At 67.6% G+C, this 24,166-nt stretch carries 17 protein-coding genes; 3 read left to right on the top strand and 14 right to left on the bottom strand.

Annotated elements, in window-relative coordinates; all coding sequences use genetic code 11:
• Positions 1 to 86 precede the first annotated feature (86 nt).
• From AC3WTE_RS24985 to AC3WTE_RS24955, 7 genes are all read right to left on the bottom strand, one after another.
• On the bottom strand, positions 87 to 3,281 hold the full coding sequence (locus tag AC3WTE_RS24985; protein ID WP_492441852.1) for an arabinosyltransferase domain-containing protein: 3,195 nt from the start codon (positions 3,279 to 3,281) through the stop codon (positions 87 to 89).
• Positions 3,282 to 3,301: 20 nt separating this feature from the next.
• The gene (locus AC3WTE_RS24980) at positions 3,302 to 6,556 is read right to left on the bottom strand and encodes an arabinosyltransferase domain-containing protein (RefSeq protein ID WP_492441850.1); all 3,255 of its coding nucleotides are present in this window, start codon (positions 6,554 to 6,556) and stop codon (positions 3,302 to 3,304) included.
• Between the two features lie 333 nt (positions 6,557 to 6,889).
• Positions 6,890 to 10,087 (bottom strand): arabinosyltransferase domain-containing protein, encoded by a 3,198-nt coding sequence (locus AC3WTE_RS24975; protein WP_492441848.1) that lies wholly within the window; start codon positions 10,085 to 10,087, stop codon positions 6,890 to 6,892.
• Positions 10,088 to 10,098: 11 nt separating this feature from the next.
• Positions 10,099 to 12,015 (bottom strand): galactan 5-O-arabinofuranosyltransferase, encoded by a 1,917-nt coding sequence (locus AC3WTE_RS24970; RefSeq protein ID WP_492441846.1) that lies wholly within the window; start codon positions 12,013 to 12,015, stop codon positions 10,099 to 10,101.
• Positions 12,015 to 12,794 (bottom strand): decaprenylphospho-beta-D-erythro-pentofuranosid-2-ulose 2-reductase, encoded by a 780-nt coding sequence (dprE2, locus tag AC3WTE_RS24965; protein ID WP_492441845.1) that lies wholly within the window; start codon positions 12,792 to 12,794, stop codon positions 12,015 to 12,017. Before dprE2 ends, AC3WTE_RS24970 begins: the two co-directional genes overlap by 1 nt.
• 18 nt (positions 12,795 to 12,812) lie before the next feature.
• On the bottom strand, positions 12,813 to 14,225 hold the full coding sequence (dprE1, locus tag AC3WTE_RS24960) for a decaprenylphosphoryl-beta-D-ribose oxidase (protein WP_492441843.1): 1,413 nt from the start codon (positions 14,223 to 14,225) through the stop codon (positions 12,813 to 12,815).
• A gap of 25 nt (positions 14,226 to 14,250) precedes the next feature.
• Positions 14,251 to 14,712, bottom strand: a complete 462-nt coding sequence (locus tag AC3WTE_RS24955; RefSeq protein WP_492441975.1) for a GtrA family protein — start codon at positions 14,710 to 14,712, stop codon at positions 14,251 to 14,253.
• Positions 14,713 to 14,758: 46 nt separating this feature from the next.
• On the opposite strand from AC3WTE_RS24955, the gene AC3WTE_RS24950 reads away from it, so the two are divergent.
• Positions 14,759 to 15,382 carry an HD domain-containing protein gene (locus tag AC3WTE_RS24950; RefSeq protein WP_492441841.1) on the top strand — a complete coding sequence of 208 codons (624 nt, stop codon included), beginning with the start codon at positions 14,759 to 14,761 and terminating at the stop codon, positions 15,380 to 15,382.
• Here the strand turns inward: AC3WTE_RS24950 and pdxR are convergent.
• Complete coding sequence (pdxR, locus tag AC3WTE_RS24945; RefSeq protein ID WP_492441839.1) at positions 15,372 to 16,793, bottom strand: MocR-like pyridoxine biosynthesis transcription factor PdxR; 1,422 nt, start codon at positions 16,791 to 16,793, stop codon at positions 15,372 to 15,374. The genes AC3WTE_RS24950 and pdxR overlap by 11 nt on opposite strands.
• 49 nt (positions 16,794 to 16,842) lie before the next feature.
• Here pdxR and AC3WTE_RS24940 point away from each other — a divergent pair, with 49 nt between their 5' ends.
• Positions 16,843 to 17,322 (top strand): carboxymuconolactone decarboxylase family protein, encoded by a 480-nt coding sequence (locus tag AC3WTE_RS24940; RefSeq protein WP_492441838.1) that lies wholly within the window; start codon positions 16,843 to 16,845, stop codon positions 17,320 to 17,322.
• Here AC3WTE_RS24940 and AC3WTE_RS24935 read toward each other — a convergent pair.
• Complete coding sequence (locus AC3WTE_RS24935; protein ID WP_492441836.1) at positions 17,291 to 18,190, bottom strand: alpha/beta fold hydrolase; 900 nt, start codon at positions 18,188 to 18,190, stop codon at positions 17,291 to 17,293. The two genes, AC3WTE_RS24940 and AC3WTE_RS24935, sit on opposite strands and share 32 nt — an antisense overlap.
• An 82-nt stretch (positions 18,191 to 18,272) precedes the next feature.
• Between AC3WTE_RS24935 and AC3WTE_RS24930 the strand changes: the two genes are divergently transcribed.
• Complete coding sequence (locus AC3WTE_RS24930; RefSeq protein ID WP_492441834.1) at positions 18,273 to 18,902, top strand: winged helix-turn-helix transcriptional regulator; 630 nt, start codon at positions 18,273 to 18,275, stop codon at positions 18,900 to 18,902.
• Here AC3WTE_RS24930 and AC3WTE_RS24925 read toward each other — a convergent pair.
• The 5 genes from AC3WTE_RS24925 to wzt form a co-directional block, all read right to left on the bottom strand.
• On the bottom strand, positions 18,885 to 20,651 hold the full coding sequence (locus AC3WTE_RS24925) for an HNH endonuclease signature motif containing protein (protein ID WP_492441832.1): 1,767 nt from the start codon (positions 20,649 to 20,651) through the stop codon (positions 18,885 to 18,887). The genes AC3WTE_RS24930 and AC3WTE_RS24925 overlap by 18 nt on opposite strands.
• 146 nt (positions 20,652 to 20,797) lie before the next feature.
• Positions 20,798 to 21,424, bottom strand: coding sequence for a hypothetical protein (locus AC3WTE_RS24920; protein WP_492441830.1), 627 nt, complete (start codon positions 21,422 to 21,424; stop codon positions 20,798 to 20,800).
• Positions 21,425 to 21,602: 178 nt separating this feature from the next.
• Positions 21,603 to 22,433 carry a galactan export ABC transporter permease subunit Wzm/RfbD gene (gene wzm / locus AC3WTE_RS24915; protein ID WP_492441828.1) on the bottom strand — a complete coding sequence of 277 codons (831 nt, stop codon included), beginning with the start codon at positions 22,431 to 22,433 and terminating at the stop codon, positions 21,603 to 21,605.
• Entirely contained in the window at positions 22,430 to 23,356 is a 927-nt protein-coding gene (glfT1, locus tag AC3WTE_RS24910; protein ID WP_492441974.1) for a galactofuranosyltransferase GlfT1, read from the bottom strand. The genes wzm and glfT1 overlap by 4 nt, the downstream gene beginning before the upstream one ends.
• Before the next feature lie 5 nt (positions 23,357 to 23,361).
• Positions 23,362 to 24,165 carry a galactan export ABC transporter ATP-binding subunit Wzt/RfbE gene (gene wzt / locus AC3WTE_RS24905; RefSeq protein WP_492441826.1) on the bottom strand — a complete coding sequence of 268 codons (804 nt, stop codon included), beginning with the start codon at positions 24,163 to 24,165 and terminating at the stop codon, positions 23,362 to 23,364.
• Position 24,166: the final 1 nt, after the last annotated feature.

Genomic DNA, 24,166 nt, shown 5'->3' with positions numbered 1-24,166 from the left:
GGGCAGCTACGACACGACGTTTCGCGAAACGCGTGTCATAGTCCCCCGCAAGCGGGAGGTACCCCCAGGCCAATCGGCGGAACGAGCTAGGGCTTGATCCGCATCTGTCCCGGTGACCAGAAGCCGCTGTGCACCGCGGTGCCCAGGTCCAGTTCAGCTGTCGTTGCGTCGACGACGGTCGTGAACTGGCGCAGCGAGCCCCAGTCCCGGCCCCAGTCGTCGGACAGGTACGTCGACATCACGTGAGCCTTCAGCAGCACATCGGTGATACCGAGCAGACCGCCGTTGATGCCGTCCTGCCAGGTGTCGGTGTCCTGCTTCTTGGCGGTGTAGTCCGGTGTGATGCGGAACTTCGGCACCTCGGTCACGCCGTTGCGCACCAGCATCGGCTGCTGGCACGGGAACGCCAGGCCGACAGCCCAGTCCATCAGCACCGGCTGCTTCTTGCCGATGAATTCCTGGATGGTCTTCACCTCGGGCACGCGCGGCGGGGTGACGGCGATCCAGTCGCCCTCGTTGAGCGAGAGGTTCACCGCCACCACGCGAACGTAGGTGGCATCGGCCGGAATCTGTCGACGGTCGAAACGCAGGTTGCGCCACGACGGTGTCGGGCCGATGTCGTAGGGCACCAGCCGTCCGCCCGCGACGGGGTGGCCGTCGGGGCCGGTGCGGCCGTACTCCAGCTCGACGGTCTGGCCCTCGGTGCGGCCCTTGAGTGAGCTGTTGCCGGTGATGGTGCCGGCTGCGGTGACGACCACGAGCGGGTGCGCGGCATCGGCGGCGGGCAGGCCGTACCAGGCCGAGGTCAGTTTGGCCTGCGAGTGCGGGCCGCTGGTGTATGTCCCGGCGACCGGTACCCGTGCGGGGTCCAGGCCGTAGGGCAGCGGCACCGTGGAGCCGTTGATTCCCGGCGTCTTGAGCCTCACCGCGGCGTCCCAGTCCGAGTCGGTGCCCGGCATCGGGAAGTCTTGCCGAATCGCTTCGGCGACAATGCGGTCCGGTACGCCATTGGGAGTGAAGCCGACGGGCTCGATACCGCCGAGGGCGCCCAGCGGGCCGTAGTCGCCAGCCTGCGGGGCCAGGAACCCGGCATTCGAATCAGGCTCAACGAGCACGTTGTCGGCCAGTCCACAGCCGCCGTTGAGCGCCCGTAGGTTGCTCGCCAGGTTCGAGTACGTCGGGTATTCGCGCACCGCACCGATGGCCATCGATGCCACACAGACCACGACCATGAACGCGGCAGCCAGGGGGATCGGGGCCGCCGTAACCAGCCTGGTGAGCCGGCCTTCGGGGCGGTCGCTGTTGAAGTGCAGCCAGAACGCCCACACCGCGGTGATCACGAACAGCGTCAAAAAGATTGTGCTGAGCTTGATTCCGCCGACGGCCACCATGTCGTTGTTGAACGGCACGCCATAACTCGACACGTACCACCAGCCGTTGGTGGTGGCCGAAACCAGCGCCAGCAGGAACAGCACCGCCGAGGTGACGGCCATGCGGTTGCGCGCCGATTTCAGGACGGACCGCGACACCAGCACCGTGGCCACCGCGGCCATCGCGGCACCCACGGCCGCGAACAGGCCGAAGTGGTGCACCCACTTGGTCGGGGTGAACATCAGGCAGAACATGGTGGCGAAGATGATGCCCATCAGGCGCCACAGCGGTCCGCGGGCGATGCCGGGAACCCGCTTGCGTCGCAGGATCATGAACATCGACGTGAAGAGGCTCAGCGCGGTCAGCAGGAAGCCGAAGCGCCGGGTCATCGAACCGTCGACCGTCGGCAGGAACAGGTAGTAGTACCGCAGATTCTCGGTGTACCAGGCCTGGCTCGGGCCGATGGCGGTGCGAATCCGGGTGGCCTCCAACACCCCTGCCGCAGTCTGGTTGACGAACACCACGGTGAGGACGACGAAACCGGCCGCCAGCAGAGGGAGCACCAACGGCCAGGTGCCGACCTCGCGGCGCCGCTTCACCAGGATGCGCAGGATCGGGCGACCACCGGCGAGCAGGGCGGCCACCGCGATCAGGCCCGTCGGCTGGATGCCCAGCGTGAACGCCGCACTGATGATGGCGAGTGCCGCCGGGGTCAGCCGACTGGTGCCGATGGCGCGCTCGATCAACACGTAGGTGATCAGGGCGCCGGTGGCGATCTGGCCTTCGGGGCGTAGGCCGTTGTCGAACGGCATCCACGCGGCCATCAGGACCAGGCCCGCGGCCCACATGGCGGCCTTACTGCCCACCACGGCGGGGCCGAGTCGGGGGAGCACTTCGCGCGACAGCAACAGCCAGCAGATCAGCGCACAGATCAAGTCCGGCAGGCGGATCCAGATGCTGGCATCGCTGACGTGGGTCATCAGGGCCAGCACGTTGTAGTACCAGCCGAACGGATCCTCGGGGCTGCCGAACCAGCGGAAGTAGTTGATCATGTACTGCGCGTGCGGCGCGACGCGCGCCATCTGCAGGATGTAGCCGTCGTCAGATGACCCGGCGCCCAGCACATGCCACAGCAGGAAGCCGCCGACCACGACGCCGTCGACGATGTTGAACGTCCGCCAGCGGCTGGGGATGAGCCGCTGCATGCGGCGCCCGTCCATCCGGTCCAGGCGCCAAAGGGCCAGCAGCGCCACGATGGTGGCAGCGATGCCGCCGAACATCGCGGTGTACTTGATGATGGTCGGCCGGTTGATGAACCGGGTGTCGATGGTTGCCGACACCGAAAGGCCTTGCGGTGCTGCGCCCTTCAGGTCGGTGAAGATGCCGACGACGGACGGCCGCAGGTTGGGGTCGGCGAAACCGGTCCGCAGCTCCTTGCCGTCGGTTCCCGTCAGGCCGACGAACGTCGCGAACGTCCCGTTCTTGTCGGAGATGATCTCGATGCGCGAACAGCCCGGGGTGCCAATCGCTTTGAGGCGCGGCACGCTGGCGATCACCACGTTGCGGTCGGTGACGTCGACGCGGCTGCTGGACACGTTGACCAACAGCCCGTTCAGTGCGGCCTGCTTGCCGTCCTTGGGCACCGTGCCGAACACCAGACCGCCCGACGGCGGCAGCGTCCGAAGCACGTCGCACGGGATGGTCGCCGTCATCGACACCGGCGTCTGCGAGATCAGCGGCGCGGTCACGTTGCCGAACTGGCCTTGCTGTGGCCAATTGAGCTGCGCTGTCGACTGCACCACCGGCAGCAGTGGCGTCAGCGCCGACAGCACGAAGCCGATCAGGCCCGCGACGATCGCCACCCACCGGGTGACCTTGACTTGCTGTGCGTTCATTCCCGTCCCGGTCATCGGAAGACCCTGATCGGGCTTCATGGCAGGGCCCTAATCGGGCCGCGGCGGCTCCAACCGTTGACGGTCATGGTGCCTTGGTCAATCGATGCGGGCGGGGCCACTGACGGCGGTACCACCGGGTCGTACCGTTCGATCGAGCCCCAGTCCCGGTACCAGTCGCCCCGCAGGTAGGTCGGGATGGTCGACGTGCGCAGCAGCGCCTGGATGAACAGGAACGGGCCACCCTTCTGCGCCGACTGCCACATGTTCGACGACACCACGACCTGCTTGGTGTTGGGCAGGATGCGGTACTGCGGCAGCTCCGCCACGCCGAGATGCTCGGCGAACGGGCGCTGGCACGGGAAATTCGCGGCGGTGGCGATGTCCATCAGGATCGGCGTCTGCGACCCGAGGAACTGCTGTGCGGTCTGCAGGGTCGGGACCCGCGGCGGTGTGAAGCCGAACCATTGGTCCTCGGACAGGTTCGGATCGTCGGCGACGATGCGGGCGACGTTGGCCTCCGGCGGTGCCCACTTCAGCGGGAATCGCAGGTTGCGCCAAGCGTATTGGGCGAACGTGTCGATGGGCTGAACCTCAGCGAGGGCCTGGTAGCTGCCGTCCGGGCGGTGCACGCCCCACTGCAGTTTGAGCGACTGGCCGTAGTGGAACTCGTGCTCTTCGTCGTAGTACCAGATGGCGCCCGCCGCGGCGACGGTGACGAGCGGCCGGTCCGCACTGCGTGGCGGCAGCTGGTACCAGGCTGACGTGGCCTTGGCCGCGACGCCGTTCTCCTTGTAACTGCCCATCACCGGCGTACGGGCTGGGTCGAGACCGAACGGCAGGAACACGTTGGAGCCGTTCACGCCGGTCGGGCCGTAACCGCCACCGGTACCGGCCGCGAACGCGATGCCGACGTTGGGCTTGTTGGGTGAGCCGTCGGAGTTCACCGTGCCCGGGTTGGCGACGACGGGGTGCGGTGGGGCCAGCGAGTCGCTGACACCGTTCGGCGTGAAACCGACCGGGTTCTCGCCGCCCAGCGGGCCGTACTTGCCCCAGGTCTGGCCCGGGACGGGCTGCAGCAGGCCGGCGTTGGTGTCGGCTTCGACGAGCACATCGTCGGCCATGGCGCAGGTCTTGTCGGACAACCCCAGTGCGTCCAGGTTGGACCGTGCTGTCGTGTACTGCGGGTAACGCTGGACGAAGCCCTTGGCCATCGAGCCGACCTCGAGCACGACCATGATGATCGCGACGATCAGCAGCGGTGTCGATGCCAGCGCCCGGTTGCGGCGGGTCTCGGCGACCTCGGTGTGGCCGGCGTAGTCGATGCGGAAGTGCAGCCAGCCGGCGAGCAGTGCGGTGATGATCGCCAGCACCAGGAACATCGACGTGACGGGGTGGCCGGCCAGCACGGGCTGCCGGTCGAACCACGGCACCCCGTAATTGCCGACGTAGAACCAGCCGTTGATCCCGGACGTCGCCCAGGCCAGCACGAACAGCAGCGCCGTCACGTACAGCGCCAGGTTGCGTCGGCTGTGCAGCCCCACCGTCGCGAACGCGAACGCGATGATGGCGCCGAACGCGCCCGACAGCCCGGCGAACGCACCGAACTGCACGGCCCACTTGGTGGGGGTGAAGTGCAGGAGCAGCAGGCCCAGCATGGTGCTGCCGAGCAGGCGCCACACCGGCCCGCTGGCCAGGCCCGGCACGCGGCCCTTGCGCAGCAGCAGGGTCAGCGTGCCGAACAGACAGAGCAGCAGGATCAGCACCGAGAAGCGGCGGGTCATGGAGCTGTCGACGCTGTCCTCGACCGTGAGGAAGTAGTAGCGCAGGAACTCCTGATACCAGGAGATGGTCGGGCCCACCGTGTACTTGATGCGGGCCGATTCGGCGACGGTGGCCAGGGTCTGGTTGCGGAAGATCACCGTCAGGATCAGTGCCGCCGACGCGGCCAGGGTCGCGATCGGGGCCAGCAGACCGGTCCCGGCCCGGCGGCTGCGTACCGTGCGGACCAGGGCACGGGCGCCGACGAGCAGCGGAGCCAGCGCGATCAGGCCCTGCGGCGCGGTGGTCGCAGTGAATGCCGCGACGATGATGGCGACAGCGGCGGGGGCCAGGCGCCGGGTGGCGATGGCATATTCGATCAGCACCCAGGTCGCGATCACGCCGAAGGCGATGAGCGGTTCAGGGCGCAGGCCGTTGTTGAACGGGTACCAGGCGGCCAGGAAGACAGCCGCTGCGGTCCATATCGCGATCACATTCGCCGACACTCCGCGGGCGCCGGGGCCGAGCCGCGGCAACACCCAGCGCGACAGCAGCGTCCAGGTCGCCATGCCGGCCAGCAGCGCGGGCAGCCGCATCCACACGCCGGCGGTGCTGACGGTCGCCATGTGCGCGAGCACCGACTGGTACCAGTCGAACGGCGCTTCGGACGTGCCGAAGTAACGGAAGTAGTTGGCCACGTAGCCGGCCTGGTTGGAGACGCGGGCGATGGTCAGGTTGTAGCCGTCATCCGAGGAGATCGCACCGATCAGGTGCCATCCGACGAGGCCCGTGAACACCGCGATGTCGGCGAGCCAGTGCCAGCGGCTGACCTTCCAGAACCGCTGCCACCCGTCATGTACGCGCCGGCCTTCCTGCCGGTCCAGCAGTCCCAGCGCGAGGATGGAGACCAGCGTCAGCACCACACCGAGGCCCATGGCCACGGACTTGAGCAGCGTGGGCTCGACGATGAAGCGGGTGTCGACATCGACCCGTGCGGACAGACCGGGCTGCGCCGGCACCTTGAGTTCGGTGAAAAGGCCGGCCACCTGGGGCTTCTTCTCCACGCTGCCGGTGCCGGTCGCGCCGGGCAGGCCGATGAAGTCGGCGCCGACGCCGCTGTTGTTGGCCCACAGGTGCAGGCCACTGCACTTCCCGGCGGCGATGTCGGAGCGCTTGGCGACCGCGGCCACGGTGTCCCTAAAAGCGACGGTGACTGTGTTCGTATCGGCCCGGACGAACAGCCCGTTGCGGCTGGCGTCGATGCCGTCGGGCGGGATGGTCGAGAACACCAGACCACCGGCCGGTGGCAGGCTCGCGATGGCCTGGCACGGAATGGAGACATCCAGCGCCAGCGGCGCACCGGACACCAGTGGGGCGGTGAGGTCAGAGACGTTTCCGCTGGCATTTGGGGCCTGGGGCCACAAGATGGTCGCGGTCGTCTGCTTGACGGGCAGCAGTGGGGTCAGCGCGCAGAGCAGCAGACCGGCAAGGCCCGCGATGATCGCGACGAGACGGGCAGTCCTGGCAGGCACGAGGCTCAAGACTAGGCGACAGTCATATGTGGCCTAGCGCACTGACGGGGAATGTCGAGGTAGTTGGCCGGAATGTGACCCCTCAGTGGAGCTTGTTGCCTTGGTGAGGCAGGTGAAAGCCGTGGGTTTTCTTGTTGGCGAACTCCGGGTGCGAGTTCTCGGTATTTCGCACCGAGAGCTACGCGAGCCTGACCGCATGGCGATTTTTGGCCCGGTTCACCGCCGCTCAGTCAGGAATGACGCGCTCTCTCCCCAGACAAGTCCGATCCGACGGGCTCAAATCAAACATGTGGCAGGAGAGCTGACACACGAGCAGTGGTCCGGCCGGGGCGACTAGGAGTGCCGCAACGGCGCCGGGGCCCACCAGCCGCTGCGGGTGGCGGTCCCGAGGTCGATCTGGGCCGGCTGCGCGTCCGGGTAGTACTGGGTGAACCGCTGCAGCGAGCCCCAGTCCCGGAACCAGTCGTCCTTCAGATACGTCGGCACCGGGGAGGCCTTGAACAGCAGCTCGGTGATGCCGAGCGGCCCGCCGCCGAGGTAGTCCATGACGGGCGAGTTGGCCTCGGCGCCGAAGCGGTCCGGCAGGATGCGCCACTTGGGCACCTCGGTGACGCCGTTGTTGTGGCCGAACGGGCGCTGGCACGGGAATGCCAGCCCGACGAGCCAGTCCAGCATCACGGGATCGGTGGAGCCGACGACATCCTGCAGAGTCCGCAGCTTCGGGATGCGCGGCGGGGTCAGCGCGATCCAGTGCTGGGGCGCGAGGTCGTCGTCGGTGGCGACGATGCGGATCAGGGTGGCGTCGGGCGGGATGGCGGCCATGGGGGCGCGCAGGTTGCGCCAGGCGGGTGCCGCGCCGACGTCGGCGAAGCCGACGGCCCCGGCCACGAGGCCTTGCGCGGCTTGACTTTCAGTGGCGTACTCGACCCGCACCTCGCCCTGGTTGAAGCGGCCCGCGGCAGCGACGACCAGGAGCGGTCCGGCCTGATCGCGTGCGGGCAGCCGGTACCAGCCCGAGCGCATGCGTGCGGGGATCTGGACGCCGGGGCGCCAGCTACCCAGCACCGGGGTGGTCGCCGGGTCGAGGTTGTACGGGAGCTTGGCTCGGGAGCCGTTGACGCCCATCCCGGCGGTGGTGCCGCCTTCGGTGCCCGGCTCGGCCCCGGAGACGACGCCGCCGTCGTTGTCGGCGAAGTTGGTGCCGCCCGGCGGTTCCATCACGGGATCCGCGGAGACGTCCGCGGGAATTCCGTTGGGGGTGAAGCCTTCTGCGCCACCGGCGCCGAGCGCGTCACCGACGGTCCCGGCCTGCGGGACGAGCTTGCCGGCGTTGGGATCCTGCTCGACCATGACGTCGTCGGCCAGGCCGCAGGTTTTACCGGTGAGGGCTTGCAGGTTGGACCTGCCCACCGACCACGCCGGCCACTGCTGCGTCATGCCGAGGGTCAGCGACAGCACCTCGAAGAACACCACGAGCCACGACGCGATTGCCAAGGGCGCCTGAGGAATCCGGCGACTGACCGGCCTCTCGGGATCATGATCGTAGAAGTGCAGCCACGCCGCCCACAGCAGCGTCAGGAACGACAGCCCGAACAGGAACGTGGTGAAGCCGAAGTGCCACTCGGGGAACTGATTCGACCACGGCACCCCGAAGTTGGAGACGTACCACCAGCCGTTCACCGTGGCGAATGACAGTGCCATGACGAACAACACGGCAGCGGCGAACATCGCCCGGTTGCGGCGTGACCGCATGGCGACCGTGCCGACCGCGATGGCGGCCAGCGCGCCCAATGATCCGGCCAGCCCCGCGAACACGCCGAAGTGGTGCGTCCACTTGGTGGGCGTGAACATCATGGCCAGGAACGAGATGATCGTGATCCCGACGATGCGGCGGGCCGGACCCGCGGCGGTACCTGGAATTCGCCCCTTGCGCAACGACATTGCGAGCGAGACGGCCAGCGCGAGCAGCAGCGTCAGCACCGCGAACCGGCGGGCGACCGAGCCGTCGGGGCTGGTGGTGAACAGTCGCTCGTAGCGGATGTGCTCGTCGAACCAGCTCAGGGCTGGGCCGACGGTGGTCTTGAAGGAGCTGGCGTCGATCTCGGCGGCCAGCGTCTGGTCGCGGAAGATCAGGATCGCCGTCACTGTGCCGGCGGCCAGGATCGGGGCGAGCAGCGCGAGGTAGCCGAAGCGCGAAGTATGCCGCGCCACAATCGTTTTCAGTGGTCCGACGGCTACCAGCAGGGCGCCGACCGCGGCGACGCCCGTCGGGCCGGAGAAGAGCGTCAGCGCGCCGACGATGATGGCAATGGCCACCGGCAGCAGCCGGCTGGTGGCGACGCCGCGCTCCACCGAGCACCAGGTCAGCAGGATGCCGAGCGCGATGATCGGTTCCGGCCGGATGCCGTTGTTCAGCGGGAGCCAGAACGCCAGGAACATGCCGGCGGCGGTCCAGGCCGCGGCGCGGCTGTTCTTGACGGCGTGGCCGAGGCGGGGGAGCACCTCGCGGCTGATCACCCACCAGCAGGCCAGGGCCATCAGGAGCGTGGGGAGGCGCATCCAGACGCTCGCTGTGGACACGTGCGCCCACAGCGCCAGCAGGTCGTAGTACCAACCGAAGGGCGCCTCGGGGGTGCCGAACCAGCGGTAGTAGTTGGCCATGTACCCGGCGTGCTCGGAGACCCGGGCCATGGTCAGGATGTAGCCGTCGTCGGAGGTGTTGGCGCCGACGAAGTGCCACCACACCAGGGTCACCGCCACGACGCCGTCCAGCGGCTTCACCGACCACCAGCGCGACGGCAGGAAGCGCTTGTGCGGGACGCCGTCGGCGAGGTCCAGCACGTGCAGGGCGCCCAGTGCGACGACGGTCAGCACCACGCCGAAGATCATCGCGAGCATCTTCAGCAGCGTCGGCGATGTGCTGTAGCGCGAGTCGATGGTGGCCGAGAACGTCAGACCGGGAGGGGCCGCGCCGGACAGGTCGGTGAAGACGCCGACGATCTGCGGGCGGAAGTCGTAGCCGCTCAGCTCACCGCGCAGCGGCTTGCCGGGGTTCCGGTCCTTCGGGCCCTGTACCAGGCCGACCAGCTCGCCGGTGACCTTGTCGGCGTGCGCGGTGAACTTCAGTTCTTTACACGCGGGGCTGAGTACCTGGGTCAACGGCGCGCTGACTACTGGGGTGTTGCGCACGATGACCAGCAGGTCGCCGCCGACGCGCTCGATCAGCAGACCCCGGTCGACGGCCTTGGGTGCCTGCTTGGGCACGGTGGACAGCAGCGTGGTGGCGGGTCCGGTGAGGCCGGCTGCCGTCGAGCACGGGATGGCGATGTCGAGGTCGGTCGCGACGTAGCCGATCAGCGGTGCGTCGACGCTCTTGAGCACGCTCGCCTGCGGCCAGTTCAGCTGTGCCGTGGTCTGGGTGACCGGCAGCAGCGGCGTCGCCATCGCCAGGAACGCGCCGAGCAGTCCGGCGACGATCGCGATCCACCGCGCTGTGCGGTGATTGCGCTCTACCTCAGGTTCCCCGGCCACGGGGCTAGATGTTAGTGGCCGCTACGGATGGCCAGCACAAACGGGCCGATATCGGTCACCTGCCAGTGCTTGCTGTCGAACAGCCGCTCGTCGAGGGCTACCTGGTAGCGGCGCACGTTGGGCTGGTTGGGGTAGACGTCCTCGGCCAGTCTCAGCGTGTACGTGCCGGTGCCGCCGTGGCGCATCAGGAACACCGCCGGCGCCTGCCAGTGCAGCGTGTCGAGCGCCTTGACGAAGTCATCGGGGTTGGTCATGGTCGCCCAGCTTTCGATGGCGCCGGACCGTTCCTTGAACTGCGCCAGCGGGTTCGCGTAGTGCGACGTCAGGCCCTGGAACCCGTAGTAGGGGTAATAGGACAGGAAGCTGTAGTCGGCGGTCATCACCACGGTCTCGTTGCGGGGCTTGCCCGTCGCGGCGGTGATCTTTCGGTCGATCTCCTGATAGAACCGCTCGGAGCCCGGGGGGCGCCGGTCGGCGCGCTGGCCGTAGCCGTCGGTGTCCGTATAGGCGACGGCGATGTCGGGCCGCAGGATGTCGGGGATCGCCTGGCTGAACGACACCGCGCCGATCGCGCCGATGGTGGCGGCCACGGCGATGATCCGGTTGGTGGTCGGTTGTGCGTAGCGGTGCGCCAGTCCGCGGGCGACCTCCAGGAAGCCGAAGGTGCCGGCCGCCACGAGCAGCACCAGCAGGGTGGGCTGCAACCGGAAGGACAGGAGAGTGGTGCGGGCCAGGGTGGCCAGCATCGACAACAACGACCAGAGATAGACGGACACGACCGCTATCGCGAGCGCTCCAGCAATTTGCTCTTCGCGCGGGCGCTCATCGCCAGCGCGGGTCGAGCTGCGGGCCCGGACCACCAGCCACAGGGTGCCGAGGAGACACATGACGCCCAGCAGCGTGGCGTCGAGCATCGGGAAGGTCAACTGCGCGCCGGACATGGGCAGGTAGTGCAATGCCGTGGATTTGTCCGCGGGGTGGTGCCGGGCGGCCAGCAGATAGGGGCCCCAGTGGATGGCGGCGATGACGCCGGAGATGACGGCGATGACGCCCAGCCGGAACAGCGGTTCCCACCGTCGCCCGGTCGCGGCCAGCAGCAACGCCATGAGCGTCAGCGTGAGGGCGAGGTAGCCGAGAAACAGGGTGTAGAACAGCGCGGCGATACCGAGGAACAGCCCGGTGCCGATAACCGCGGCCCACCCACTGCGCTGGCCCCCGCCTGCCTGCCGCGTGGTCGCCTTCAGCCCCGACCAGGCCAGCACGACGACCGGCGGCATCAGGACCACGATGACGGCCGAGTACGGCTCGGTCGATGAGTAGGCCAGCGTCACCGCGGCGGTCGCGGTGGTGACGGCCAGCGCGTACTCGAACCGAATCATGGCCGCCCACAACACGAATGCGGCCACGATCGCCGCCGTGATCGTGACGACAGCCCACGGCTTGAACATCTCCCACGCGGGCGTGCCGGTGAGCGCGGCTACCCGGCCGCCGAGCCAGAACCAGCCCGACGGGTAGTACGGCGGCAGACCCAGGTACGTCATGTCGTGCGGGACGGCGGTATCGGCGAGGCGCGTCAAGTACTCGGTGCGGAACTGCTGGTCGACCGAGATGCCGAACAGATACAGCTTGGTGGCGCCCAACGGCATGCCGAGGGTGACGACCGAGAACGCTGCCAGTAGCGACGTGGCCGCCAGTTTGGCGCTCTTGCGCCAGCCCCGGCGCCACGCCCACCCGGCCAGCAGCAACCCGATCAGCACGGCGCACTGGCCCGCGGTGGTCAGGGCATGCAACTGGTTCGAGGAGTTGAACGCCGGCCACTGCACGCGCGCAATCGCTTGCAGCGCAATGACCGCGATGACCACCGCCAGCGCCATGGCGGCCAGCATCTGGCCGCTCACCCTGGCACCCGCGGCCAGCGCGCTGCGCATCAGAGCGGGAGTTTGCGGAAGACCGACCGCGGGATGTGCCGGATGACGGCCATCAGGTAACGCACCGGGTTCGGTGCCCAGATGAGCTCCTTGCCCTTGGCTGCGGCAGCGATGGCCTGGTTGGCGACGTCTTCCTTGTCGACCGTGAACGGGGCCTCCTTGGCGCCGGTGGCCTTCCAGTGCTCCAGCGTCGTGGTGGTGCGGACCTGCCCGGGGCGGATGACCAGCACGCGAACCCCGAACTCCCGCAACGCCTCTCCGAGGCCGAGGTAGAAGCCGTCGAGACCGGCTTTGGTGGAGCCGTAGACGAAGTTGGACCGGCGGACCCGCTCACCGGCGACCGACGACATCGCGATGATCTGTCCGAAGCCCTGCGCCTTCATCTTCTCGCCGACCAGAACCCCGACGGAAACCGCTGCGGTGTAGTTGATCTGGGCGGTCAGTACGGCCTTCGACTGGTTCTGCCACAGTTCCTCGGCGTCGCCGAGAATGCCGAACGCGACGATCGCGACGTCGACATCGCCCTGCGCCCAAGCGGATTCGATGATCGCCGGATGGGACTTGGTGTCCAGCGCATCGAAATCGAGGTAGACGACCTCTTTGGCGCCGGCGGCTTCGATCTGTGCGATGGCGGCCTCACGCTTCGGCGCGTTCGGCAGGTCGGCGAGGATCACCCGTGCCTTGGCGTTCTTGAGGTAGCGCTCGACGATGGCCAGGCCGATCTCCGAGGTACCGCCGAATAGCAGGATGGTCTGCGGGTTGCCGGTTGCGTCAATCATGGATTTCCTTTTCAAGATTCAGAGGAGCTCGAGCCGGCGGGCCATGTCGGAGGCGAACACGCCGTTCGGGTCAGCCTTGCGGCGAATGGCGATCCACTCGTCGATCCGCGGGTACATGCGGTGGAAGCTCTCGGCGCTGACGCGGGAGTCTTTGGCGGTGTACACCCGGCCACCGAATTCCATTGCGCGCTTGTCGAGTTCGTTGAGGAACTCGTTGACGCCCGGCCGGTTCGGGAAGTCCAGGGCGACGTTCCAGCCTTGCATCGGGAAGCTCAGCGGCGCCTTGTTGCCCGGTCCGAACAGCTTGAAGACGTTCAGCGCCGAGTACTGCTTCTGGGTGTGCATCCAGCGGATGATGCCCTTGAACTCCTCGAGGGCGTCGGGTGGCACCAGGAACTGGTGCTGGGCGAAACCCGCTGGGCCGTAGGCGTATTGCCAGCCTGAGGTGATGTCGAGCATGTGGTAGAACTGCGTCAGATTGACGATCTTGCCCTGGTAGTTGCCGCTCATCCGGTAGAACGCTTCGCCGATCATGGACAGCGAAAGCTTGTTCATGAAGCTCACGGGGAAGACGTTCGGGATCGCCGGCAGTTGGGGCGCGGTGAACTTCAGCGGGTCTTTCGCCAGCTTGGCCGGCAATTGATCGACCTTGGCCAGGCTGCCGCGGCTCACCGCGGCACGGCCGAGCTTGGGCTCCGGGCTGATCAGGTCGAACCAGGCGCTGGAGTACGTGTAGTTGTCCTCGCTGCCGTCCTGGTGCACGGCGACGGTCTCTTCGAGGTCGTGGGTGGCGATGCCGTCGGCGATGAAATATGCGGTCTCCGTGCGGGTCATCTTGACGCGGGCCCGAATCACGATGCCCGTCAACCCGTTTCCGGCGACGGTGGCCCAGAACAGTTCGCTGTCCGGACCGTCCGGGGTCAGCGTGTGCACTTCGCCGTCGGCCATCAGCAGGTCCAGCGACATCACGTGGTTGCCGAAGCTGCCCGCGCTGTGGTGGTTCTTGCCGTGGATGTCCGAGGCGATGGCGCCGCCGACGGTGACCTGCCGGGTGCCCGGCAGCACCGGAACCCATAGTCCGAACGGCAGGGCCGCCTTCATCAGCTGATCGAGGCTGACGCCGGCGTCGACGTCGGCGATGGCGGTCTCTGAGCTGATCGAATGGATCCGGTTCAGCGCCGTCATATCGACGACGATTCCGCCGCCATTGCAGGCCTGGTCGCCATAGGACCGGCCGAGGCCGCGGCCGAGGATGCCTCGGCGCAGGTGGGAGGGGCTTGAAGAGTTTGCGTCCGCGACCCGTTTGACCGCCTCGGCGATCACTGATACGTCGGGTGTGGACAGCACGTTTGCCACGGACGGTGCCGTGCGGCCGAACCCGGTGAGGGCGCGGCGCGTCAGGGGCAGCGTGGCGTCAGGCTGGGTAGACATAACGGTCAAAGGGTACCGGCCAACGTCACTTCAGCCGGAAAATCACGGCTCGCTGCACCACGAAGTTGATCACGGTCGCGGTGCCCTGGGCGATGACGAAGGCCACGGGCCGCCGCCAGGACTCGCCGGCGAATTGCAGATAGAACAGCTGATTGATGCCGACCTGCAGTCCGAAGGTGACCGCGTACAAGATCACGACGGCGATGAATCGGGCCCGGCTGGGCTCGGCCTGGAAGGTCCAGCGCCGGTTGATGAGGTACGCCGTCGTCGTGCCGGCGATGAAGCTGAGCGTCTTCGCGATGAGTGTGGCCCGGGCGTCCGGCATGCCGTTGGCCACGAAAATCGCGCTGAGCAGTGCGTAGAGACCGTAGTCGACAACTGCGGACAAGCCGCCGGTGACGACGAATCGCCACGCCTGCGTCACCAGTCCCAAAGACGCCTCGACGGCTTTCTCGGCGCTGTGTTCGGCATGGTGTTCGGCGGGGATGTCCACTGGCTCGGCCACCCGGGCAGCTTACGTGCACCATGGACACGTGACCGATCTGCTTCAGGCATGGCACACACTGCTGTCGCGATATTCTCAGTCGCCGCGGGTGGACGACGTCGGAGCGGCTCTGCTGGGCCGCTGGGACGAGCCGCACCGCAGTTACCACGACCTCAGTCACCTGCGCGGCATCCTTGCCGGAGTGGACGCCCTGGAGGGGTTCGCCGACGACCCTGACGCGGTGCGCCTTGCCGCCTGGTACCACGACGCGGTGTACGCGGGCCAGTCTGACGACGAGGAGAACAGCGCGCTGCTCGCGGAGTCTGACCTCACCGATCTGGGGGTGGACCCGGCTTTCGTGGCAGAGGTGGGCCGCCTGGTGCGGGTGACCATCACCCACGACCCCGCGGCCGACGACCACAACGGCCAGGTGCTGTCCGACGCCGACCTGGCCGTGCTGGCCGTGCCGCCGGCGGACTACCAACACAACACCGCCCGGGTGCGGTCCGAGTACGGCCACGTCAGCGATGCGGATTTCGGGCTGTGGCGCGGCCGGATGATCGAGGCGATGCTCGCCGGGCCGTCGCTGTACCGCACGGACGAGGGGCGGCGGCTGTGGGAGGACGCCGCCCGGACCAATCTCAAGGCGGAGCTGGCGGCGCTCAGCGGCTGACGGCCTCGAGCACGTCATGCAATGCGTCGAGCGCCGCGTTGAACTCGTGATCGGCGGGCGTGCCGAAACTCACCACCACGCCGTCCTGGTGCGGGGTGTGTGCTCCTGCGTCAGGATGGCGCAGCAGCGCCAGCCCGGACAATGCGATTCCGGCGTCGGCGGCACGCCGCATGGCTTCGTGTTCGGTGCCGTCGGGCAGGCGGATCAGGGCGTGCAGTCCGGCGGAGAGCCCACTGATCTCGACATCCAGACCGGATAGCTTCGCGGCCAGCGCGTCGCGCCGGCGCCGGTAGCTGTTACGCATCCGGCGAATGTGCTTGTCGTACTGGCCGGATTCGATGAAATCGGCCATGGTCAGCTGGTCGATGGCGTTGACGTAGAACTGCTGGCCGCCCGCCGCGGCCAGTACCGGGTCGACCAGGTTGTCGGGCAACACCATCCAGCCCAGTCGCAGCACGGGGGCCAGGCTCTTGCTGGCCGAGCCGAGATAGGCCACCCGTTCGGGATCCAGACCTTGCATCGCGCCGACCGGTTGCCGGTCGTAACGGAACTCGCCGTCGTAGTCGTCCTCCAGGACATAGCTTTTCGTGCGGGTGGCCCAGTCGAGTGCTTGGGTGCGCCGTGCGGGATGCAGTGGCACGCCGTGCGGGAAGTGGTGCGCCGGAGTGAGGAGAACCGCTGCGGCGCAGGTTTTTTCGAGTTCTTCGATGACGGCGCCACGATCGTCGATCTGGATCGGCACGGTGCTGGCGCCGGTCTCGGCGATGGCGTCGCGGAAGAGGAACAGTCCGTAGTTCTCGACGGCAATGGTGCCCGGCGCGACCACTTTCGACAGCAGCTCGATGGCGTGGCGGGTCCCTGCGCAGATGACGATGGACTCGGCTGTGGTGCGGACGCCGCGGGCCCGGGCCAGATAGGTGGCCAGCGCGGCGCGCAGTTCCAGCCGGCCGCGGGCGTCTCCGGTGCGCAGCGCCTCGGTGGGGGCGTTGGTCAGCGCTCGGCGGGCCGACGTCAGCCAGGCCTGGCGCGGGAAAGCCGCGACGTTTCCCGATCCGGGCATGAGGTTGTGGGTCGGGGTGCCCGGCCCTGTGCGCTGTGTGGCCGGCGTCGGTTCGGTGTGCGAGCCGACGACCCACGTGCCGGCGCCCTGACGCGAGCCCAGCCACCCTTCGGCGACCAATTCGGCGTAGGCCTCGGCGACGGTGTTGCGGGCCAATCCGAGGTCGGTGGCCAGTGATCGGGATGGCGGCAGCATCGTGCCGGCCGGTAACCGGCCCGTCCGAACAGCGTCCCTCAGCGCCCGGATCAGCTGGTCACGAGTACCCCGGCGGCCGGGATGAACCGACCGGCCCAGGTCCAGATGCAGGTCCAGTCCGGCACCGCTCGCCGCGGAATTGGCCCACGAAACCACGCATCAATTGAACCATGTACGCGGGTTTTTGATGGCTAACGTCGATGACATGACCGAGACACTGAACGCACCGACCACGACCCACGCCAAGCGCATCGACATCTACGACGTCGCTCCCGAGCTGTACGCCGGGTTGATGGCTTTCAGCAATGCCGCGTCCAAGGAGCTCGATTCGACCATCGGCGAGCTCATCAAGATTCGCGCCTCACAGATCAACCACTGCGCCTTCTGCCTCGACATGCACGTCCATGACGCCCGACGTTTCGGTGAGACCGAGCAGCGCCTGGCTCTGGTTGCGGCGTGGGAGGAAGCCGGCGACCTGTTCACCGAGCGCGAGCGTGCGGCGCTCGCGATCACCGAGGCCATCACCGATCTGAGCCGCGGCCCGGTCCCGGATGATGTGTACGCCCGAGCGGCCGCCGTCTTCAGCGAGCGCGAGCTGGCGCACGTGGTCGGCATGGCGACCGTCATCAACTCGTGGAACCGACTGAATGCCGCTACTCGGAAGGCCGTTGCGCGCCGTCGCTGAATGAGCGGATCGCAGAAGCGAATTCGTCGGGGGCGTCGGACTCGACGTAGGTTCCGGCGCCCTCGACGATCACCGTCGTATGGTCGCCGAACGTCGCTTCCAGCCGCTCGCGTTCCTGCGCGCGGAAGGCGATGTCGGCGTCGCCCCAGATGATCAGCGTGGGCAGGTGGGCCACGTCCGGCAGCCCGGCTTCGACCTCGGCGAAGAATTCCCGGCTCGCGAGGACCCGGCCGGGAAGAACAGCAGACGCCTGGCGCCGCTCGGCGGTGTCGAGTGCACGGCGGTAGTGGTCCAGCTCGGCGTCGGTGAGCTTTCGCCTCCGATGGCCGGTCGGAATGAAGGCATTGACCAGCAGATTGAACTGCCGGACCAAAAAGCGCATCGGGAGCCCACCCATGATGCGACCGAAAGCCTCGAAGTGCAGGACCCCGTTGACCGGCCAGGCCCAGGTGTTCGCGAGCACCAGCCGATCGAAGACGCCCGGCCGCCGCTGCGCCACCGCCAAGCCGATCATGCCGCCCCAGTCCTGCCCGACCAGCGTGGTCTCCTTGAGGCCGAGAGCGTCGACAAATGCGGTGACGACATCGGCGTGCTCCTCGGGCAGGTAGCGGTAACCGGGCCGCGGAGTCGACAATCCGAAACCGGGGTAGTCGAGGGCAATGCATCGGAAGTCTTTGCGCAGCAGGTCGATAACGTCGCGGAACAGGAAAGACCAGGTCGGGTTCCCGTGCAGCATCAGCAGTGTGGGGCCGGACCCTTCGTCGACGTAGTGCACGGTGTGGCCGTCGATCTCGATGAAGTGGCTTTCGAACGGGAACAGCTCGTCGTCGACCCAGGCGGGCCGTGTGGCCGCAGTGGTGTTGGTCATGGCAACCCCTCGTCGGATCAGCTTCCGGTTATGCTTGAACATCTCATAGTCACTTGAGAAACTCAAGTAAAAGGACCGGGCAATGCGAAGCTACGACCAATACTGTGGGCTCGCCCGCTCCCTCGAGATCGTCGGCGACCGGTGGAACTTGCTCATCGTCAGAGAACTCCTCATCGCGCCGGCCCGTTATCGCGACCTGATCGAGCGCCTTCCGGGCATCGCGACCAATCTGCTCGCCGACCGGCTCCGCGACCTCGAAGCCGCAGGCGTGGTCGAGCGGAAGCTGGCCGGCGAGGGGAGTGCCGTCGAGTACACCTTGACCCCGTGGGGTGCGGAGTTGCGCCAGCCGATCGAGAGCCTGCTCCGCTGGTCGACTCCGCTGATGATCAACGGCCCCGCCGGCGGTGACTCCTTCCGGCCCGAGTGGCTCACCCTCGCTGTTCCGGCTTTACTCGACGGCCGGGTCAAGATCCGTTCCGCAGTGACGATCGGTCTTGTGGTCGGCGACCAGACCTTGCAGCTGCGCGCGACCCGGTCCGGCTTCGAAGTCGGACCGTACGACGGCCGCAAGCTGGACGCCTCCGTCACCGCCGGTCCCGCCTGCATCCTGGGTCTTGCCGCGGGTGCTCTCAGCCTCAGCGATGCCCTGACACTCGGGCTTGTCGAATTCGACGGAGATGAGGCCGCCGTCCGATCAGTTTTCGTCGCCTGATACCGAAGGTGGCGGGATGTCTTGTCGCTCTGCGGACCCGGCGGCTTCCTGTTCTTCGCGTTCTTTGCGCCTGCGGGCCGCGGCTTCTTGCGCGGCCGCGATCTCTCGCAGCTCGGCCTCGTTGAGAGCGCGCTCGTAGGCATTCCGCTGGGCGAGGTCCTGGGCGCGGGTGCGGCGGCGTATTGGCATCATGATGTCCCGGCCAGGGGCCGTGGTGGTGTCCAGATCGGTGTCGTCCGGTGGTGGTGGATTCGGCAGCGGTGTGTCGGCGACCTTGCGGGGGAACAGGATTCGGCTTTCGGGCACGCTGGCGTAGGTGTGGCCGGTGGGTGCGGTCCACACGATGGTGCCGTCGGGCTGTTGACGGTCATGCCATCCGTCGGGCCCGCCGTAGAAGGTTTTGAGTAGGTGGTGTTTGCGGCATTTCGGGCTCAGGTTGCCCGGATGCGTCGGCCCGGCCGGCCACGCAATGGTGTGGTCGATGTCGCTGGCGGTGGCGGGGTGATCGCAACCGGGGAACATGCACGTCATGGCCCGCATCCGCACGAATTCATCCATCGCAGCCGACGGCCGGTAGCGCGGCACCCCGCCGAGATCGCTGGCTGAGGCGACGGTGCGGACCTTCGCGCCGCGAGCCACCAGATCAGCCAACAGCGCCGGCGGGACCACGCCGCCGCCGAGGACATACCCGACGGGTGTGCGCACCGGCGCTGGTGGGCCCGCAGGCACCGGGGTGGTGGCGGGGTGCCCGGTGACCGCGGGCATCGGCTCAGGCGCAGATGAGGAATCGAGCTCAGGCGCGGGTACGTCGGTGTCCGGTGCCGTGTCGATGAGCTGCGCCGCCTCGGTCACCTGCTCGGGCGCGGGCCCAGGGACGGGCGGAACCAGGGGTGCAGCCGGGTCCCCGCTGAGCAGCGGGTCAGCCACTGGCGCGGGCAGCGCATCGGTGAGCACGTGGATCACCACCGCGGTGGCGCGCGCATCAGGGCCGGCGGCGGGGCAGTCCGGGGCACCGCACTGGCAGGCCAACCGGTCCCCGCGGGCTGCCAGCGCCCCTAGGGCGTCGGCGCGGCGCTGCCCAAAGGTACGCGGATCGTTGTCGCACACCTGCCGGGCCATCTCGGTCAGCACCCGATCCAACAACTCCGCATCGGTGGCCAGCAGCGCACCCCAGATGGACGTAACCCCGGTCTCATCGTCGGGTTTGCCCACCCCGACTCCGCGGCGGCGCGCTGCCGACCGGGCTTTCAGGACTGCGGCCGGGTCGAACTTCTGCACCCAGCCGTCGATCTTCTTCTCAATCTTCTTGCGGGACAATCCGGCCCACTCCGACAGCGCTCCGGCGAGTGCCGCGTCGATCACTGCCAGGGTGTTGGGGTCCTCCACCAGGCGAGTGCGCCAGCAGATGGTGCCGACCGTGCGCGCCGAGACTCCGCCGTCGGCGAACACCGCCGCCACCTTCGGCAACCGGAACCGCAACGCGACGGCCATCGACAACTGCCCAGACGCTTCGCGCTTCCCGATCCCCAGTGCCGCCCCCACTTCAGCGACGGCGGCGTCCCAGCCATCGCAGGCCCACCACTGCCGGCCCTCCTGGTCATCGACGCGCAACGCCACCAGGTCCGCAATGGCCCTGAACTTCCCGGATTCGGCGATGTTCGATACCCGCGCGTAATGGATCATTGAGTCGACCACGGAGACGTCGTGCACGAGAACCCCTGTGTCACCAACGCCAACGTGTTCGAACATGCATTCGATATTACTTGCCCCCGGCATGCGTCGCCAGGGGCATTTCAAGTCCTGTGGATAACCACCGGACGCCCGAGATCGGCTGCCGAATCACAGCCGACCTCGAGCCTGGCCGGGTGGTCAGAAGGCCCTGACGGGCCGGGTGATCAGGACGCCGTGTCGAACGCGTCCCGGATGCTCTCGCGCGAAGCAGAAACCTGCGCTTCGATGGCTTCGCGGGCCGACGACGCGGTGGTACGCAGCTCGCTCCACTCGCGGGTGGCGGCCTCGCGCACGTCGTCGCCCTGGGCGGCGGTGCCGGCAACGGTGAACAGTCCGTCCACAGCGGTGGCGGTCAGGGCGCCCTGGGCGCGAACCAGCGAACCCGCCACGTGCGACGCTCCGGCGATGATGGCGTTCGGGCCGACGGCGTTGCGGCCGACGTATTCACCGACGGCGCTGCGGATGTCGCGGCCCGATTCGGCCAGCACGTCCTGAACGGCCGCGCCGGTCTCGTTCACCGCGTGCGGCAGGGTGGCGCCGTCGCGCACGGAGGCGATCACCTTGGCCGGCGACTCGACGACAGCCTCGGCAGCCGCGGAGGTGGCGCTGACCAGCTGGCGGGTGAGGCTGTGGCCGGCGTCGAGCTGACGCTCCAGCACGCCGCTCAGCACCTCGCGGATGGCGAGACTGTTGGTCTCTTTCTCCGCGGCGTCAGCGGTCTCGACGAGCTCGGCCTCGATGACCTGCCCGTTCGCGATGTCGTTGGTGGTGGGGGTTTCGGTGATGGTCATGATTGCTCCTGTGGGACGCGGAAAGCCGGTCGCCGCAATTGAACTCCGCGCCGCCGAACCCGAGGTGACGGTCAGATGACCGGCCGGATCCCCGCAGACAACGAGCTAAGTCCGAGACAGTTGCCCGCGTGACACCCGGCCCGCTGCGGTCGCCGCACCCGGACAAGTGCTGAGCGACCTACACCCAGTACGGCACGCGCGCGCGGTACTGGCGCATCGCGATCGCGGCGACAACCCAGCCCGCGACTGTCAACGTGATCACCACGACCCAGTGCCGTAGCTCCTGGGGCTCACCCAGCAACGGCGCGCGAACGATGTCCACGTAGTGCAGAAGCGGGTTCAGCTCAATGATTTTCGACCAGGTGCCCGCGCCCTGGAGGCGTAGCGTCTGGTCGTTCCAGATGATCGGGGTGATGTAGAACAGCAGCTGCACCAGGCTGGCCAGCAGTGGGCTGATGTCCCGGTACCGCGTCGCCAGGATGCCGAAACACAATGCCACCCAGACGCAATTGGCAACGATCAGCGCCAGCGCCGGGATGACCGAGAGATCGGCCCAGGACCACGGCTTGGGGAAGATGATCGCGATGATGACGAAGATGATGATGTTGTGCGCGAACAACAGCACCTGGCGCCACACCAACCGGTAGACGTGCACCGACAGCGGCGTCGGAAGCTGTTTGATCAGGCCCTCATTGGCGATGAACACGTCGGCGCCTTCGAGGATCGACGCGTTGATCAGGTTCCAGATGATCAGGCCCAGCGTCACGTACGGCAGATGCTCGGCCAGCGGCAGGTGGAACAGCTGGGAGTACAGACCGCCGAGCGCCACGGCCATGGTGCCGGTGGCGATGGTGATCCAGATGGGGCCGAGCACCGAGCGCCGGTAGCGCTGCTTGATGTCCTGCCAGCCCAGGTGCAGCCAGAGTTCGCGCTTGCTGAAGCCGGTCACCAGGTCGCCCCAGGCGCGGCGCAGCGTTTTGGACTGCGCGGCCGCGTCCGTGAACGTCATCGCTGTCCTCCTGAATCGGGTCCGCCCGAACCGGGCCTGCTGAACTTCTCGTCTCGTCCCAAGCGGCGCAATCGCATCCACTCGCGCAGCCCGGCCGGATCACGTCGCGTGACCAGGAAGTACCAGCCGAACCGCACCCACTCCTGGGGAACCAGCTTGCGCATACCGGGCTGGGACTGCAGATATCCGCGGTTGCGGTAGGTGAAGTAGCGCTTGGTGGCGTCGTCGGGGTACTGCGTGTGCATGCGGCCGCCGAGGATCGGCTTGAATTCGTCGGAACCCTGCGGGTGCAGATACACCGCGTTCAGGCACGTGCCGAACGGCAGGCCGGAACGCACGAGCCGGCGGTGCACCTCGACTTCGTCGCCGCGGACGAACAGCCGGATGTCCGGTACGCCAACGGCTTCCAGTGTCGACGCCCGGAAGAGGGCGCCGTTGAACAACGAGGCGATGCCCGGAAGCAGATCGACGCCGGCCTGTTTGTCCCCCTGCAGCTCCGAGACACGCCGGCGCCACACCAGCCCGCGGCGCAACGGAAAGGCCAGCCGCTCAGGCTCATTCAGGTCGCATACCATCGGCGACACTTCGGCCAGATCGTGCTTTGCCGCACAGTCCAGCAGCGTCGCCAGCACCGACGAATCAGCGGGACGTCCGTCGTCGTCGGCCAGCCATACCCACTCCGCACCCAGGGCCAGGGCGTGCAGGATGCCGAGTGCGAAACCGCCTGCGCCGCCGAGGTTCCGGGCAGAGCCGAGGTAGGTCGTCGTCACGGGCTGCGACTCCACGAGAACCCGGACCGCCGGGTCGTTGTCGTTGTCGACCACGATCACGTGATTCGGTAGGCGCGTCTGGGAACACACCACGGCAAGGGATTTGGCCAACAGCTCCGGCCGCCGGTGGGTCACAATGACCGCGCACAACATGTCGGTCACGCCTGGCGCTCGCGCTCGTTCTCTTCGAGCACCTCGCGCACGTGCCGTGCGGCGTCGTCGCCCTCGTAGGCGCGGACGACGTCCTCGATGCCGCCGGTCATCCGGATGGTGCCGTGGTCGACCCACATCGCGGTTTGGCAGAGCCGGGCCAGAAATTCGTTGGAATGGCTTGCGAAGACCAGGATTCCGGAGCGCTCCACCAGCGCCTGCAACCGGGTGCGGGCCTTCTTCAGGAACTCCGCATCGACCGCCCCGATGCCTTCATCGAGCAGCAGGATCTCGGGGTCGATGCTGGTGACGACGCCCATGGCGAGGCGTACGCGCATACCGGTGGAGTACGTGCGCAGGGGCATCGAGAGGTACTCGCCGAGTTCGGTGAACTCCGCGATCTCGTCGACCTTGGCCAGCATCTGCTTACGGGTCTGTCCGAGGAACAAGCCGCGGATGATGATGTTCTCGAAACCGGAAATCTCCGGGTCCATGCCGACACCGAGGTCGAACACCGGGGCCACGCGGCCGCGTACGGTCGCGGAACCACGCGTCGGCTCGTAGATGCCCGACAGCAGGCGCAGCAGCGTCGACTTGCCGGCGCCGTTGTGCCCGACCAGGCCCACGCGGTCGCCCATGTTGAGCGACATCGTGATGTCCCGAAGTGCCTCGATCACAACGACATTCGACTCGTTGCGGGCAATGCCACCGCCGGCCTTACCGAGAAACGCCTTCTTCAGCGAACGGGATTTCGCATCGAAGATCGGAAATTCGACCCACGCGTTCTGCGTGGAGATGTGCGGTTCGCTCACG

The organism is Mycobacterium sp. FW102-FHT13B02 (genome assembly GCF_058790275.1).
Note: the sequence above shows the minus strand (reverse complement) of the source record. Positions and strands in the feature narration are given on the sequence as shown.